This is a genomic window from Pseudomonas sp. TE31087, assembly GCF_057284075.1.
Genome location: NZ_JBXVNN010000001.1, coordinates 3,097,252 through 3,112,703, shown reverse-complemented (window position 1 = coordinate 3,112,703; position 15,452 = coordinate 3,097,252). Strand labels below are relative to the sequence as shown.

Sequence of the window (15,452 nt, the reverse complement as noted above, 5' to 3'; positions counted from 1 at the left end):
TTCGTTGACCTGCTCGGTGGCCGAGGACACTTCGCGGATCGAACCGTGGATGCGCTCGACGAAGCGGTTGAAGGCGGTACCGAGGATACCGAACTCGTCGTGGTTGTGGATTTCCAGGCGGCGGGTCAAGTCGCCTTCACCCTCGGCGATGTTCGACATGGCGCGGGTCATGGTGTGCAGCGGCTGCATCAGCACGCGGATCAGCAGGCCGAGCAGGGCGATGATGATCACCACTGCCACCAGCGTGGCGATCACCGCCGAAGTGCGGAAGGTGCTGAGCATCGAGAAGGCCTTGTCCTTGTCCACCGACAGGCCGATGTACCAGTTGGCCGAAGGCAGGCCCTTGACCGGAGTGAAGGTCAGCAGGCGGGTTTCGCCGTTGAGCGTCACTTCGGTCAGGTTGCTGGACAGCCTCGGCGTGTTCTGCGGGAACAGGTCCGACAGCGTCTTCATCACCAGGTTCTTGTCCGGGTGCACCAGGATCTTGCCCTGGTCGTTGACCAGGAAGGCGTAGCCCATGCCGCCGAAGTTCAGCGAGTTGATGATCTGCACCAGGCCGTCCAGGGCCAGGTCGCCGCCGACCACGCCGACCGAACGCGAGGCGGTGCTGATGATCGAGATGACCAGCTCGTTGGTGGCCATGTCAATGTAGGGTTCGGTGAGGATCGGGCCGTTGGCGTTCAGGCCGTCCTTGTACCAGGGGCGCACGCGCGGGTCGTAGCCGTCAGGCATCTTGGTGTCCGGGCGCACGGTGAAGGTGCCGTCGGGCTGGCCCAGGTAGATGGTCTGGAAGCTCGAGGTCAGCGCGTTCTGGCCCAGCAGGGTGCCGGTGTTCTGTGGGTACTGGGCAATGTTCTGGGCGACGTTCTCGACCAGCTTGATGCGCCCTTCGAACAGGTTGCGGATATTGGTGGAGGTGGACTCGCCCATCTCAGCCAGGTAGTTCTCCAGGTCTTCGCGAATGGCGTTACGCTGGAGGTAATCGTTGTACAGGGTGAATAGGCTGAAGGCGAGTATCACGATCAGTGATGCCGCCAGAAGAATCTTGTGGCTGAAACGAAGGCTTTTATTCATAACGTGATCGTGTCCGCTAAGGTTTTTTATCGGGTCGTTCGCACAAAGCACGGCTGGAAAACAGTGCAACAATTCCCGTGGGTCCTTTTCGGGTTGTTACTGTCTTTCTGGGTAGAATCATTTTGAAATATCGGCTGTCACGCGGCGGAACTTGAGCAGGGGATGAAAGAAGATGTCAGATTCCTTACGAATGGTAGTAGGAGCGGGTCCTGATGGTCAGCCGGTATTCCAGTCCATGCGCCTGGCCAACCGGCATGGCCTGGTGGCCGGGGCAACCGGCACCGGCAAGACGGTCACCCTGCAACACCTGGCCGAGCTGTTCAGCGATGCCGGGGTCGCGGTATTCGCCGCGGATGTGAAGGGCGACCTGTGCGGCCTCGGCGCGGCCGGGGCGCCCCAGGGCAAGGTGGCCGAGCGGATCGCCGGCATGCCCTGGCTGAACCACAAGCCCCAGGCTTATCCGGTAAGTCTTTGGGATATCGCGGGGCAATCGGGGCATCCCTTGCGCACCACCCTGAGCGAAATGGGACCGTTGCTGCTGGGCAATCTGCTGGAGCTCACCGACAGCCAGCAGGCCGCCTTGTATGCGGCGTTCAAGGTGGCTGACCGCGAAGGCCTGCTGCTGCTCGACCTGAAAGACCTCAAGGCCCTGCTCGCGCACCTGAAGGACAATCCCCAGCTGCTGGGCGAGGACAGCGCCTTGATGACCAGCGCCTCCACGCAGGCCTTGCTGCGCCGCCTGGCGACCCTGGAGCAGCAGGGCGCCGAGGCGCTGTTCGGCGAGCCGGCGCTGCAACTGGAGGACCTGCTGCGCCCCGAAGGCGATGGTCGCGGGCGTATCCATCTGCTCGATGCCAGCCGCCTGGTGCATGACGCGCCCAAGGTCTATGCGACCTTCCTGCTGTGGCTGCTGGCCGAACTGTTCGAGCAACTGCCGGAGCGTGGCGATGCCGACAAGCCGGTGCTGGCGCTGTTCTTCGACGAAGCGCACCTGCTGTTCAACGGCACCCCCAAGGCGTTGCAAGACCGTCTGGAGCAGGTGGTGCGGCTGATCCGCTCCAAGGGTGTGGGGGTATATTTCGTCACCCAGTCACCAGGCGACCTGCCGGATGCGGTGCTGGCCCAGCTCGGGCTGCGTATCCAGCATGGCTTGCGGGCATTCACCGCCAAGGAGCAGAAGTCGCTGCGCGCCGTGGCCGATGGTTTCCGCCCCAATCCGGCGTTCGACAGCCTGGCGGTGTTGACCGAGCTGGGCATCGGTGAGGCGCTGGTCGGGACGTTGGAAGAGAAGGGCACGCCGGCCATGGTCCAGCGGGTGCTGATCGCGCCACCACAGTCGCGGATCGGGCCGTTGAGCGCAGTCGAGCGGCAGGCCCTGGTCGCGGCATCGCCGCTGGCCGGGCGCTATGACAAGCCGGTGGACCGTGAGTCGGCCTATGAAATGCTTACTCAGCGCAAGGGCGAACCGGTGGAGCCGGCGCCCCAGGCCAAGGCCGATGAGGACAGCTTCGCCGACAAGGCCGGTGAGTTCCTGCAGAGCGCGGCGGGGCAGGCCATCAAGTCGGCGGTGCGCCAGGCGGCCAACCAATTGGGGCGGCAGCTGGTGCGTGGGTTGATGGGGTCGTTGTTGGGTGGGAAGAAGCGCTAGGCCGGCATGTGCCCTATCGCGGGGCAAGCCCCACAGGTACTACGCCAACCTGTAGGAGCGGCCTTGTGTCGCGAAAGGGCCGCATAGCGGCCCCGGCAATATCAGCTTGAGGCGCAGACCTGGGGGCGCTTCGCACCCCTTTCGCGACGCAAGGCCGCTCCTACAGAAGACGGTTCCCTGCGCGACAGCGCAGCCCAAGGGCTGGACGATCTCCCACAGAGATCACGCCAGTTGAGAAATCTCAGCAAGACAGTTGCTCCCACGCATCAGGCGTCATGGGGTTGGAAGGACGGATATGAAAAAGGCGCCCTGCAAGGGGCGCCTTTTTCAGTACTGCATCAGCAATCAGCCAATGGCCTTGGTGGCTAGCCAGAACAGGCCGGCGGCCAGGCCCATCGTTGCCGGCAGGGTGAGCACCCAGGCCAGCAGGATGGTCTTCACGGTGCCGCCCTGCAGGCCGCTCTTGTTGGCGACCATGGTACCGGCGACACCCGACGACAGCACGTGGGTGGTGGACACCGGCAGGCTGAACACGTTGGCCATGCCGATGGCGCAGGCCGCGGTGATCTGTGCCGACATACCCTGGGCATAGGTCATGCCCTGCTTGCCGATCTTCTCGCCAACGGTCAGCACCACGCGCTTCCAGCCGACCATGGTGCCCAGGCCCAGGGCCAGGGCGACGGCGACGATCACCCAGAATGGTGCGTACTCGGTGGTGGCTGTCAGGTCCTTGCGCAGTTTCTCCAGGTCGGCCTTTTCACGGGCCTGCAGGCCCGGCAGTTTGCCGACCTTCTTCGCCGTGTCGTCCAGGCACAGCAGGTAGCGACGCACTTCGACGCGCTTCTCGGCGCTCAGGGCGCGGTAGTCGGTCACCCCGGCGAGCGACGATTGCAGCGCGGTGATGGTCGGCTCGGTCTGTTGCGGATTGCAGCTGAACTGTTCCGGCAGATCGCTTGCCTGCGCCTTGCCCAGCGCCAGGAACTCGCCCAGGGTCGCGGCGTTGCGCTGGTAGAACTGGCTCAGGTGCAGGGTGGCGTCGCGGGTGCGCTCGATCTGGTAGGTGGTGCTGTTCAGGTCGAGGACGAACTTGGCCGGGACGATGCCGATCAGCACCAGCATGATCAGGCCGATGCCCTTCTGGCCATCGTTGGAGCCGTGCACGAAGCTCACGCCCATGGCCGAGATCACCAGCACCAGGCGGTTCCAGAACGGCGGGTGCTTCTTGTCGTCGAGCTTGCGGCGCTGGTCCGGGGTCTTGTGCATCTTTGACAGCGGACGCCACCATTTCAGGCCGATCAGCAGCAGGGCGGCGACAGCGAAGCCGGCCATGGGCGAGAGCACCAGGGACATGCCGATGTCGATCGCCTTCTGCCAGTTGACGCCGTCGCCCAGCGGAATGTCGCTGATCAGGGCGTTGGCCAGGCCGACGCCGAGGATCGAGCCGATCAGGGTGTGCGAGCTGGAGGCCGGGATACCGAAGTACCAGGTGCCCAGGTTCCAGGTGATGGCCGCGGCCAGCAGCGAGAAGACCATGGCCAGGCCGTGGCCGGTGTTCACATTGATCAGCAGTTCGACCGGCAGCAGGTGGACGATGGCATAGGCCACCCCGACACCACCGAGCAGAACCCCGAGGAAGTTGAACACACCGGAGAAGAACACGGCCAGGTGCGGTGGCATGGCCTTGGTATAGATGACAGTGGCTACCGCGTTGGCGGTGTCATGAAAGCCATTGATGAACTCGAATGCGAGCACGAAGGTCAGAGCGAGCGTCAGGCTCACGATAACCCAGGCATCCAGTCCGCTGAATAAATCGATCATGAAGGTTGTCTGGCGGTCTTAGGGGGGGCGGATTATGCCAGAAAACCATGGCAATCGATGCACCCGCCACTGACCGATGGCAGGGGAATGACGACCCCGCACCTGCATGGCGCAGGTGAGCTTTCGCGCAAAAACGTCGTAAAAAATCGATAAATTTCAGAAAAATCAGCGATTTGAGACGATTTTCGTAGAGAGTCCGCAATTTAAACGCTTGTATGAAATTTGTGTGATTCCATTTCATATCGAGCATTTTCACCCAGGATGCCTTGCCGCAACCGTTGCTCGATAGCGGCGCCATGACATCGTGTGACTTCACTCGCCGTCGCTGCGCAGTTCCTTTTCGATCTTCTCGATTTCCTGGGCGAAGGCCTGGTCGAGAATGCTGGCGCGTTTACGCCAGGGTTTGCGTTCCGGGTCGGGTTGTGCGGCATAGGTGGTGACTTCACCACCGTAAACATCCTTGTAACGTTCGGCCTGGCGCTCGAGTTCCGCGCGCAGTTCTTCTTTCGTCACAGTAATACCTGAATAGGTTGAAGTTGGGCGTCAGCCGCTAAATACACACGCAGGATGTGGAAATTCAGCAACGCGAACACATCGTTGCACTGCAAGGACAGAGTGTGGGAGGGCGACCTGCGGCGCACCACACGACAAGCCACTGCTCAGGCAGCGGGCAGGCGTCAGGAAGGCAACGAAAGTTTGTCGATTGGATCCGTTATACAGCGCAGACAATCAACATGAGCCGATTATAGCAATCGGCAATTCGAAGGCTATCGTTCTTTACCCGCCATTGACAATAGTCCTGAAGTTATTCTTTGCGGACAGAGGGTTTGTCCGAGCGGACTGCTGAAAGTTCAAGTTGTTGTGGTAGGCAAGTTTGCCGATGGGTGTCGGAAATGAAAACGGCCTCGCTGGGAGGCGAGGCCGTTGCCTGGGACTTCTACGGTGGGTACCTGACCAGTCTCTCCAAAGAAGCCACATGTGGCAGGGGAAAGGTATAAGCAAAAGTGTCAGCGGTCAATTGCGATTATCGGCCGTTCGTTCGATAATCGAACGAGGTAGCGATTTTTTTGAGGCATGTCCATGAGCGAAGAAACCAGCGGCCCGCCAGCGAACGAGCCCGCGCGCAATACCAGCCCCACCCTGGCACCGCCGATCGTGGCGTCCGCGGCCAAGCGCATCCAGGCCTTCACCGGCGATCCGGATTTCATGACCTCCCTGGCTCGTGGCCTTGCGGTGATCCAGGCGTTCCAGGAGCGCAAGCGACACCTGACCATTGCCCAGATCAGCCACCGCACGGAAATTCCCCGGGCGGCGGTACGGCGTTGTCTGCATACGCTGATGAAGCTTGGCTACGCGACCACCGACGGGCGAACCTATTCTCTGTTGCCCAAGGTGCTGACCCTTGGCCATGCCTACCTGTCGTCCACGCCGTTGGCGGTATCGGCCCAGCCCTACCTCGACCGGATCAGCGACCAGCTCCACGAGGCGGCCAACATGGCCACGCTGGAGGGCGACGACATCCTTTATATAGCGCGCTCGGCCACGGTCGAGCGGTTGATCTCGGTCGACCTGTCGGTCGGTGGGCGGCTCCCGGCCTATTGCACGTCGATGGGCCGCATCCTGCTGGCGGCGCTGGACGACGCCAGCCTGCACGAATATCTGGAGCGGGCGGACCTCAAGGCGCGGACCAGCCGTACCCTGCACGATCCGGCATCGCTGTTCGCCTGCATCCAGCAAGTGCGCGAGCAGGGCTGGTGCGTGGTTGATCAGGAACTGGAGCAGGGCCTGCGTTCGATTGCCGTGCCGATCTATGACGCCTCGGGGCAGGTGCTGGCGGCGTTGAACGTGAGTACCCATGTCGGTCGGGTCAGCCGTGGGGAACTGGAGCAGCGTTTCCTGCCGATCCTGCTGGCGGCCAGCCAGGACCTGTGTCACCAGTTGTTTGGCTGATCCGCACAGACGCTCCTCATTCCTGCGCACAATCCTGTGGCACCGGCTTCGCCGGTGTTCGCGGCTGAAGCCGCTCCCACGGGATTCCCACTGTCTCAGACGTTGTGCAGTACTTGTGGGAGTGGAGTTTGCACATGACAGTTGCTCGCACAGGAACCGGGCGCTTTGTGTTCGATAAACGCACAGTGTCGTTCCCGACGAATTGCGCCGCCCAGGCCTGCTGATTAATGTCTGTCGCACGAGTCGGCTTCGCCGACCGGACAATAACAACAGGCCCGAGGGCATCCCCATGAAGACCATCCCTTCGCTGTCGCGGCCGCACCCGCGCGCAGTGCTGCTGCACGCCGGCTGATCCAGTTCGCCGTATCCACCGTTTGCTGTTCCTGCGCATCAGCGATGCGCGGTAGCCTGCCTGTGCCCAACTCCCGGATAACAACAATGAACAAGCCACAATCCGCTGTCGGCAACTGCCTCGATGTCCAGTCCCTCATCAATGACCAACCGCTGTCGCGCTATCAATGGCGGGTGGTGATCCTGTGCTTCCTGATCGTCTTCCTCGATGGCCTGGACACCGCCGCCATGGGCTTCATCGCCCCGGCGCTGTCCCAGGAATGGGGCATCGACCGCGCCAGTCTCGGCCCGGTGATGAGCGCCGCGCTGATCGGCATGGTCTTCGGCGCCCTCGGCTCCGGCCCGCTGGCCGACCGCTTCGGGCGCAAGGGCGTGCTGGTGGGCGCGGTGCTGGTGTTCGGCGGGTTCAGCCTGGCCTCGGCCTACGCGACCAATGTCGAGCAACTGCTGGTATTGCGCTTTCTGACCGGCCTGGGCCTGGGGGCGGGCATGCCCAATGCCACCACCTTGCTCTCCGAGTACACCCCGGAGCGGCTCAAGTCGCTGCTGGTGACCAGCATGTTCTGTGGCTTCAACCTGGGCATGGCCGGGGGCGGTTTCATCTCGGCCAAGCTGATCCCGGCCTACGGCTGGCACAGCCTGCTGGTGATCGGCGGGGTGCTGCCGTTGCTGCTGGCACTGGTGCTGCTGGTCTGGCTGCCGGAGTCGGCGCGGTTCCTGGTGGTGCGCAACCGTGGCACCGAGAAGGTGCGCCGGACCCTGGCGCCGATTGCTCCGGCGCTGGTGGCACAGGCCGCGAGCTTCAGTGTGCCGGAGCAGAAGGCGGTGGCGGCGCGCAACGTGTTCGCGGTGATCTTCTCGGGTACCTATGGCCTGGGCACCGTGCTGCTGTGGCTGACCTATTTCATGGGCCTGGTGATCGTCTACCTGCTGACCAGCTGGCTGCCGACCCTGATGCGTGACAGCGGCGCGAGCATGGAGCAGGCCGCCTTCATCGGCGCGTTGTTCCAGTTCGGCGGCGTGCTCAGCGCGGTGGCCGTGGGGTGGGCGATGGACCGCTTCAACCCGCACAAGGTGATCGGCGTCTTCTACCTGCTGGCGGGTGTGTTCGCCTATGCCGTGGGGCAGAGCCTGGGCAACATCACCTTGCTGGCCACGCTGGTGCTGGTCGCCGGCATGTGCGTGAACGGCGCGCAATCGGCCATGCCGTCGTTGGCGGCGCGGTTCTACCCAACCCAGGGGCGCGCCACCGGGGTGTCGTGGATGCTCGGGATCGGTCGCTTCGGCGCGATTCTCGGTGCCTGGAGCGGGGCGACGCTGCTGGGTCTGGGGTGGACCTTCGAGCAGGTGCTGACCGCGTTGCTGGTGCCAGCGGCGCTGGCCACCATCGGCGTAGTGGTGAAGGGGCTGGTGAGCCACGCCGACGCGACCTGAGGCGATAGGTACGCGTTAGATAGTAGAGTAACAAATGGTTCGATAATCGCACAAAAGTGCGATTATCGGATTGTTACCATCCCGACAGCCGCCGTAATCTGGGCCCATCGCAGCGACGCAATGGCCCGCTGCTCACTGACTCGACTCGACCTGACCAGGAGTCTCCAATGGCAGCAATCCTCTCGCTTCACGAGGCCGTGAAGCAGTTCATCCAGGATGGCGACAGCGTCGCCCTCGAAGGATTCACCCACCTGATTCCGACGGCGGCCGGTCACGAGATCATCCGCCAGGGCAAGCGCGACCTGACCTTGGTGCGCATGACCCCGGACCTGATCTACGACCAGCTGATCGGTGCCGGCTGCGCGCGCAAGCTGATCTTCTCCTGGGGCGGCAACCCCGGCGTTGGTTCGCTGCATCGCCTGCGCGACGCGGTGGAGAAGCAGTGGCCGTACGCCATCGAGATCGAGGAACACAGCCACGCCGACCTGGCCAACGCCTATGTCGCCGGCGCCTCCGGCCTGCCGTTCGCGGTGCTGCGGGCTTACGCCGGCTCCGACCTGCCGAAGGTCAACCCGCTGATCAAGAGCGTCACCTGCCCGTTCACTGGCGAGGTGCTTGCCGCCGTGCCGTCGGTGCGCCCGGACGTCACCGTGATCCATGCGCAGAAGGCCGACCGCAAGGGCAACGTGCTGCTGTGGGGCATCCTCGGCGTGCAGAAGGAGGCGGCCCTGGCGGCCAAGCGTTGCATCGTCACCGTCGAGGAGATCGTCGATGACCTGAATGCGCCGATGAATGCCTGTGTGCTGCCGACCTGGGCGCTCAGCGCGGTGTGCCTGGTGCCCGGCGGCGCCCACCCGTCCTACGCCCACGGCTACTACGAGCGCGACAACCGCTTCTACCAGGCCTGGGACCCGATCGCCCGCAACCGCGAGTCGTTCACCGCCTGGATCGATACCTTTATCCATGGCACCCGGGACTTCACCGAATTCCAGGCCAAGCTGGCCAGCACCGCGGAGGCCGCGCAATGAGCTACTCCACTTCCGAAATGATGACCGTCGCGGCGGCCCGTCGCCTGCGTAACGGTGCCGTGTGCTTCGTTGGCATCGGCCTGCCGTCCAAGGCCGCCAACCTGGCACGCCTGACCTCGTCGCCTGATGTCGTGCTGATCTACGAGTCCGGCCCGATCGGCGCCAAGCCTAGCGTGCTGCCGCTGTCCATCGGTGACGGCGAGCTGGCCGAGACCGCCGACACCGTGGTGCCGACCGGCGAGATCTTCCGCTACTGGCTGCAGGGCGGGCGCATCGACGTCGGCTTCCTCGGCGCGGCCCAGGTCGACCGCTTCGGCAACATCAACACCACGGTGGTCGGCGACTACCACGCGCCGAAGACTCGCCTGCCGGGTGCCGGCGGTGCACCGGAGATCGCCGGTTCCGCCAAGCAGGTGCTGATCATCCTCAAGCAGTCGCCGCGGGCGTTCGTCGACAAGCTCGACTTCATCACCTCGGTCGGCCACGGCGAAGGCGGCGACTCGCGCAAGCGCCTGGGCCTGCCCGGCGAGGGGCCGGTCGGCATCATCACCGACCTGTGCATCTTGGAGCCGGAAGCGGGTACCCATGAATTCGTGGTCACATCGATCCACCCGGGCGTGACCCGCGAGCAGATCGTTGCCGCCACCGGGTGGGCGATCCGCTTCGCCGACGACGTGCAGCAGACTGCGGCACCCAGCGATGTCGAGCTGTCCGCCCTACGCGACCTCGAGGCGCGCACCGCCGCCGCCCATGGCCAGACGGCAGGAGAAGCCTGATGCGTGACGTCTTTATCTGCGACGCCATCCGCACCCCCATTGGCCGCTTCGGCGGCGCCTTGGCCAGTGTGCGCGCCGACGACCTGGCGGCGGTGCCGCTCAAGGCGCTGGTCGAGCGCAATCGGCAGGTGCAGTGGGAACTGCTCGACGAAGTGTTCCTCGGCTGCGCCAACCAGGCCGGCGAGGACAACCGCAACGTGGCGCGCATGGCGCTGCTGTTGGCCGGCCTGCCGCAAAGCATTCCCGGCGTGACCCTCAACCGCCTGTGCGCCTCGGGCATGGACGCCATTGGCAGTGCTTTCCGCGCCATCGCCAGTGGCGAGATGGAGCTGGCCATCGCCGGTGGCGTCGAGTCGATGTCCCGCGCGCCGTTCGTGATGGGCAAGGCCGAGAGCGGTTACTCGCGCAACATGAAACTCGAGGACACCACCATCGGCTGGCGCTTCGTCAACCCGTTGATGAAGGCGCAGCATGGCGTGGACTCGATGCCCGAGACCGCCGACAACGTCGCTGACGACTACCAGGTGTCGCGCGCCGATCAGGACGTCTTTGCCCTGCGCAGCCAGCAGAAGGCCGCCGCCGCGCAGGCTGCCGGTTACTTCGCCGAAGAGATTGTGCCGGTGCGTATCGCCCACAAGAAAGGCGAGACGGTGGTCGAGCAGGATGAGCATCTGCGCCCGGACACCACGCTGGAGGCGCTGAACAGGCTCAACCCGGTCAATGGCCCTGACAAGACGGTTACCGCAGGCAATGCCTCGGGCGTCAACGATGGCGCCGCTGCATTGATCCTGGCCTCGGCCGAGGCGGTGAAAAAGCATGGCCTGACGCCACGCGCCCGGGTGCTGGGCATGGCCAGTGCCGGCGTGGCGCCGCGGGTGATGGGTATCGGCCCGGTGCCGGCGGTGCGCAAGCTGACCGAGCGGCTGGGTGTGGCGGTGGCAGATTTCGATGTCATCGAGCTCAACGAGGCGTTTGCCAGCCAGGGGCTGGCGGTGCTGCGCGAGCTGGGCTTGGCGGACGATGCGCCGCAGGTCAATCCCAACGGCGGTGCGATCGCCCTGGGGCACCCGCTGGGGATGAGCGGGGCGCGCCTGGTGCTGACGGCGCTGCATCAGCTGGAGAAGAGTGGCGGGCGCAAGGGGCTGGCGACCATGTGTGTGGGCGTCGGGCAAGGGTTGGCGCTGGCCATCGAGCGGGTCTGAAGTTGGACTCGGGAGCGGCCTTGTGCCGCGAAAGGGCTGCGCAGCGGCCCCGAGACTTGTGTTCCAACGCGAATACCGCCGGGGGCTGCTACGCAGCCCTTTCGCGGCACAAGGCCGCTCCTACAGGGATCCATGTCCGGCAGGGAACGAGATTGTTACTGGGTATGTCTAGACTTTGCAGTGACCTCCCAGGAGTAAAAACACCATGACTTCCAGCTATTACACCGGCGAAGAACGCAGCAAGCGGATCTTCGCCATCGTCGGCGCCTCGTCGGGCAACCTGGTCGAATGGTTCGACTTCTATGTCTATGCCTTCTGCGCGATCTACTTCGCCCCGGCCTTCTTCCCCTCCGACGACCCCACGGTGCAGTTGCTCAACACCGCCGGTGTGTTCGCCGCAGGCTTCCTGATGCGCCCCATCGGTGGCTGGATCTTCGGCCGCCTGGCCGACCGTCACGGGCGCAAGAATTCGCTGATGATCTCGGTGCTGATGATGTGCGGCGGCTCGCTGATCATCGCCTGCCTGCCCACCTACGCCAGCATCGGCGCCTGGGCACCGGCGCTGCTGCTCCTGGCACGGCTGATCCAGGGCCTGTCGGTGGGCGGCGAGTACGGCACCACCGCCACTTACATGAGCGAAGTGGCCTTGCGCGGCCAGCGCGGCTTCTTCGCCTCGTTCCAGTACGTCACCCTGATCGGCGGCCAATTGCTGGCGGTGCTGGTGGTGGTGATCCTGCAACAGCTGCTCAGCGAGGATGAGCTGCGCGCTTATGGCTGGCGCATCCCGTTCGTGGTCGGCGCCATCGCCGCGCTGATCTCGCTGATGCTGCGTCGCTCGCTGAAGGAGACCAGCAGCGCCGAGACCCGCCAGGACAAGGACGCCGGCACCATCAGCAGGTTGTTTCGCAACCATGCCGCCGCCTTCATCACAGTGCTGGGATACACCGCCGGTGGCTCGCTGATCTTCTACACCTTCACCACCTACATGCAGAAGTACCTGGTCAACACCGCCGGCATGAACGCCAAGAGCGCCAGTTTCGTCATGACCGGCGCGCTGTTCCTGTTCATGATCCTGCAGCCGGTGTTCGGCATGCTCTCCGACCGCATTGGCCGACGCAATTCGATGCTGCTGTTCGGCGCCCTGGGGACGATCTTCACCGTGCCGTTGCTGATGGCGCTGAAGACCGTGAGCAGCCCGTTCATGGCCTTCGTGCTGGTGACCCTGGCGCTGTGCATCGTCAGCTTCTACACCTCCATCAGCGGCCTGGTGAAGGCCGAGATGTTCCCCCCGCAGGTCCGTGCGCTGGGGGTAGGGCTGGCCTATGCCGTGGCCAACGCGGTGTTCGGCGGTTCCGCCGAATACGTGGCACTGGGCTTGAAAACCTTAGGGATGGAGAACACCTTCTACTGGTACGTGACCGCGATGATGGCGGTGGCCTTCCTGTTCAGCCTGCGCCTGCCCAAGCAAGCGGCGTACCTGCACCATGATCACTAAGGACGTTGCATGAGCAACCAACTGTTCGATGCCTACTTCACCGCGCCGGCCATGCGCGAGATCTTCTCCGACCGTGGCCGGCTGCAGGGCATGCTCGATTTCGAGGCCGCCCTGGCCCGTGCCGAGGCGGGTGCCGGACTGGTGCCGCACACCGCGGTGAGCGCCATCGAGGCGGCCTGCAAGGCCGAGCGCTATGACGTGCGTGCCTTGGCCGATGCCATCGCCATTGCCGGCAACTCGGCGATTCCGCTGGTCAAGGCCCTGGGCAAGGTGGTCGCCAGCGGCGTGCCCGAGGCCGAGCGCTACGTGCACCTGGGCGCAACCAGTCAGGATGCGATGGACAGCGGCCTGGTGCTGCAACTGCGTGACGCCCTGGCGCTGATCGACCGCGACCTCGGCAAGCTGGCCGACACCCTGGCCCGCCCAGGCGCTGCAGCATGCCGACACGCCGCTGGTGGGGCGCACCTGGCTGCAGCATGCGACGCCAGTGACACTGGGGATGAAGCTGGCCGGTGTACTTGGCGCCCTGACCCGTCATCGCCAGCGCCTCAAGGAACTGCGCCCACGCCTGCTGGTGCTGCAGTTCGGCGGCGCCTCCGGCAGCCTGGCGGCGCTGGGCAGCAAGGCCTTGCCGGTGGCCGAGGCCCTGGCCGCGCAGTTGAAACTGTCCTTGCCCGAACAGCCGTGGCACACCCAGCGGGACCGCCTGGTGGAGTTCGCCTCGGTACTGGGCCTGGTCGCCGGCAGCCTGGGCAAGTTCGGCCGGGATGTCAGCCTGCTGATGCAGACCGAGGCGGGTGAGTTGTTCGAGCCCGGCGCGCCGGGCAAGGGCGGGTCCTCGACCATGCCGCACAAGCGCAACCCGGTGGGCGCGGCGGTGCTGATCGGTGCCGCCACCCGCGTGCCGGGGCTGGTCTCGACCCTGTTCACCGCGATGCCCCAGGAGCACGAGCGCAGCCTCGGCCTGTGGCATGCCGAATGGGAAACCCTGCCGGAAATCTGCTGCCTGGTCTCCGGCGCCCTGCGCCAGGCGCAGCTGATAGCCGAGGGCATGGAGGTGGACGCCGCCCGCATGCGCCGCAACCTGGACCTGACCCAGGGCCTGGTGCTGGCCGAGGCGGTCAGTATCGTGCTCGCCCAGCGCCTGGGGCGCGAGCGTGCCCATCACCTGCTGGAGCAATGCTGCCAGCGCGCCGTGGCCGAGGGGCGCCACCTGCGTGCCGTGCTGGGCGACGAACCGCAGGTCAGCGCCGAACTGTCCGCTGAGGAGCTCGACCGTCTGCTCGACCCTGCCCATTACCTCGGCCAGGCGCGTGTCTGGGTGGCACGCGCCGTGGCCGAACATCAACGATTCACTGCCTGAAAGGAGACCGCTGTGGCGCACCTGCAACTGGCCGATGGCGCATTGCATTACCAACTCGACGGTCCGGACGATGCGCCGGTGCTGGTCCTGTCCAACTCGCTGGGCACCGACCTGCACATGTGGGATGCGCAGATCCCGGCATGGGCCGAGCATTTCCGTGTGCTGCGCTACGACACCCGGGGACATGGCGGTTCGCAGGTCACCGAGGGCCCCTACAGCATCGAGCAACTCGGTGGCGACGTGCTGGCCCTGCTCGACGCCCTGGATATCGAGAAGGCCCATTTCCTCGGCCTGTCCATGGGCGGCCTGATCGGCCAGTGGCTGGGCATCAACGCGGGCAGCCGCCTGCTCAGCCTGGCGCTGTGCAACACGGCGGCGAAGATCGCCAGTGACGAAGTGTGGAACACCCGCATCGACACCGTGCTCGCGGGGGGGCGGCAGGCCATGGCCGACTTGCGCGATGCCTCCATCGCCCGCTGGTTCACCCCGGCGTTCGCCGCCGCCGAACCGGAGCGTACCCTGCGCATCTGCCAGATGCTGGCGCAGACCTCGCCGGAGGGCTACGCGGCCAATTGCGCCGCGGTGCGCGATGCCGATTTCCGTGACCAGCTCAACCATATCCAGGTGCCGACCCTGATTGTCGCCGGTAGCGCCGATGCGGTGACCACCCCCGAGCATGGTCGCTTCATGCAGGCCGGCATCCTCGGCGCCGAGTACGTGGAGTTTGCGGCGGCGCACCTGTCCAATGTCGAGATCGGCGCGCCGTTCAGCCGCCGTGTGCTCGACTTCCTGTCGAGCCGTTGAGGAGTACACCGTGGACGAGAAACAACGCTACGAGGCGGGCATGCAGGTACGCCGTGCGGTGCTGGGCGACGCCCATGTCGACCGCAGCCTGGAGAAGCTCAACGACTTCAACGGCGAGTTCCAGGAGATGATCACCCGGCATGCCTGGGGCGATATCTGGACGCGCCCCGGCTTGGCGCGGCATACCCGCAGCCTGATCACCATCGCCATGTTGATCGGCATGAACCGCAATGAAGAGCTCAAGCTGCACCTGCGCGCCGCCGCCAATAATGGCGTGACGCGGGAGGAGATCAAGGAGGTGATCATGCAGAGCGCGATCTACTGCGGGATCCCGGCGGCCAACGCCACGTTCCACCTGGCCGAGTCGGTGTGGGATGAGCTGGGGGTGGAGTCGCGGCTGTAGGCTTGCGCGCTTCCCTGTAGGAGCGGCCTTGTGCCGCGAATGGGCTGCGCAGCAGCCCCATCGCGGGGGACGCTGAAACTGCTGGGCCGCTTTGCGGCCCGTTCGC

At 64.9% G+C, this 15,452-nt stretch carries 11 protein-coding genes and 2 pseudogenes; 10 read left to right on the top strand and 3 right to left on the bottom strand.

Annotated features, from left to right (window positions below):
• Positions 1–57 precede the first annotated feature (57 nt).
• A pseudogene (locus tag ACZ899_RS13965) lies at positions 58–1,074 on the bottom strand (HAMP domain-containing protein); the annotation flags it as partial.
• Positions 1,075–1,246: 172 nt separating this feature from the next.
• On the opposite strand from ACZ899_RS13965, the gene ACZ899_RS13960 reads away from it, so the two are divergent.
• Positions 1,247–2,722 carry a helicase HerA-like domain-containing protein gene (locus ACZ899_RS13960; protein ID WP_234560693.1) on the top strand — a complete coding sequence of 492 codons (1,476 nt, stop codon included), beginning with the start codon at positions 1,247–1,249 and terminating at the stop codon, positions 2,720–2,722.
• Between the two features lie 345 nt (positions 2,723–3,067).
• On the opposite strand, the gene ACZ899_RS13955 is transcribed toward ACZ899_RS13960, so the two are convergent.
• On the bottom strand, positions 3,068–4,540 hold the full coding sequence (locus ACZ899_RS13955) for an inorganic phosphate transporter (protein WP_203647859.1): 1,473 nt from the start codon (positions 4,538–4,540) through the stop codon (positions 3,068–3,070).
• A 312-nt stretch (positions 4,541–4,852) separates the two neighbouring features.
• On the bottom strand, positions 4,853–5,053 hold the full coding sequence (locus ACZ899_RS13950) for a hypothetical protein (RefSeq protein ID WP_050703906.1): 201 nt from the start codon (positions 5,051–5,053) through the stop codon (positions 4,853–4,855).
• A gap of 567 nt (positions 5,054–5,620) precedes the next feature.
• Between ACZ899_RS13950 and pcaR the strand changes: the two genes are divergently transcribed.
• The 9 genes and pseudogenes from pcaR to pcaC all read left to right on the top strand — a co-directional run bounded on the left by pcaR (position 5,621) and on the right by pcaC (position 15,346).
• Positions 5,621–6,490 carry a pca regulon transcriptional regulator PcaR gene (pcaR, locus tag ACZ899_RS13945; RefSeq protein WP_232854642.1) on the top strand — a complete coding sequence of 290 codons (870 nt, stop codon included), beginning with the start codon at positions 5,621–5,623 and terminating at the stop codon, positions 6,488–6,490.
• Between the two features lie 438 nt (positions 6,491–6,928).
• Positions 6,929–8,275, top strand: coding sequence for a 4-hydroxybenzoate transporter PcaK (gene pcaK, locus ACZ899_RS13940; protein WP_203647857.1), 1,347 nt, complete (start codon positions 6,929–6,931; stop codon positions 8,273–8,275).
• Positions 8,276–8,442: 167 nt separating this feature from the next.
• Positions 8,443–9,303 carry a CoA transferase subunit A gene (locus ACZ899_RS13935; protein WP_234560692.1) on the top strand — a complete coding sequence of 287 codons (861 nt, stop codon included), beginning with the start codon at positions 8,443–8,445 and terminating at the stop codon, positions 9,301–9,303.
• Positions 9,300–10,079 (top strand): CoA-transferase subunit beta, encoded by a 780-nt coding sequence (locus ACZ899_RS13930; protein WP_110737384.1) that lies wholly within the window; start codon positions 9,300–9,302, stop codon positions 10,077–10,079. The genes ACZ899_RS13935 and ACZ899_RS13930 overlap by 4 nt, the downstream gene beginning before the upstream one ends.
• Positions 10,076–11,281 (top strand): 3-oxoadipyl-CoA thiolase, encoded by a 1,206-nt coding sequence (pcaF, locus tag ACZ899_RS13925; protein ID WP_234560697.1) that lies wholly within the window; start codon positions 10,076–10,078, stop codon positions 11,279–11,281. Before ACZ899_RS13930 ends, pcaF begins: the two co-directional genes overlap by 4 nt.
• A gap of 205 nt (positions 11,282–11,486) precedes the next feature.
• Positions 11,487–12,776: an MFS family transporter gene (locus tag ACZ899_RS13920; protein WP_234560691.1), complete on the top strand. Its 1,290-nt coding sequence runs from the start codon at positions 11,487–11,489 to the stop codon at positions 12,774–12,776.
• A gap of 9 nt (positions 12,777–12,785) precedes the next feature.
• Positions 12,786–14,139, top strand: a pseudogene (locus tag ACZ899_RS13915) (3-carboxy-cis,cis-muconate cycloisomerase).
• Positions 14,140–14,151: 12 nt separating this feature from the next.
• Entirely contained in the window at positions 14,152–14,943 is a 792-nt protein-coding gene (gene pcaD, locus ACZ899_RS13910) for a 3-oxoadipate enol-lactonase (protein ID WP_234560690.1), read from the top strand.
• A gap of 10 nt (positions 14,944–14,953) precedes the next feature.
• Positions 14,954–15,346, top strand: a complete 393-nt coding sequence (pcaC, locus tag ACZ899_RS13905) for a 4-carboxymuconolactone decarboxylase (protein ID WP_234560689.1) — start codon at positions 14,954–14,956, stop codon at positions 15,344–15,346.
• Positions 15,347–15,452: the final 106 nt, after the last annotated feature.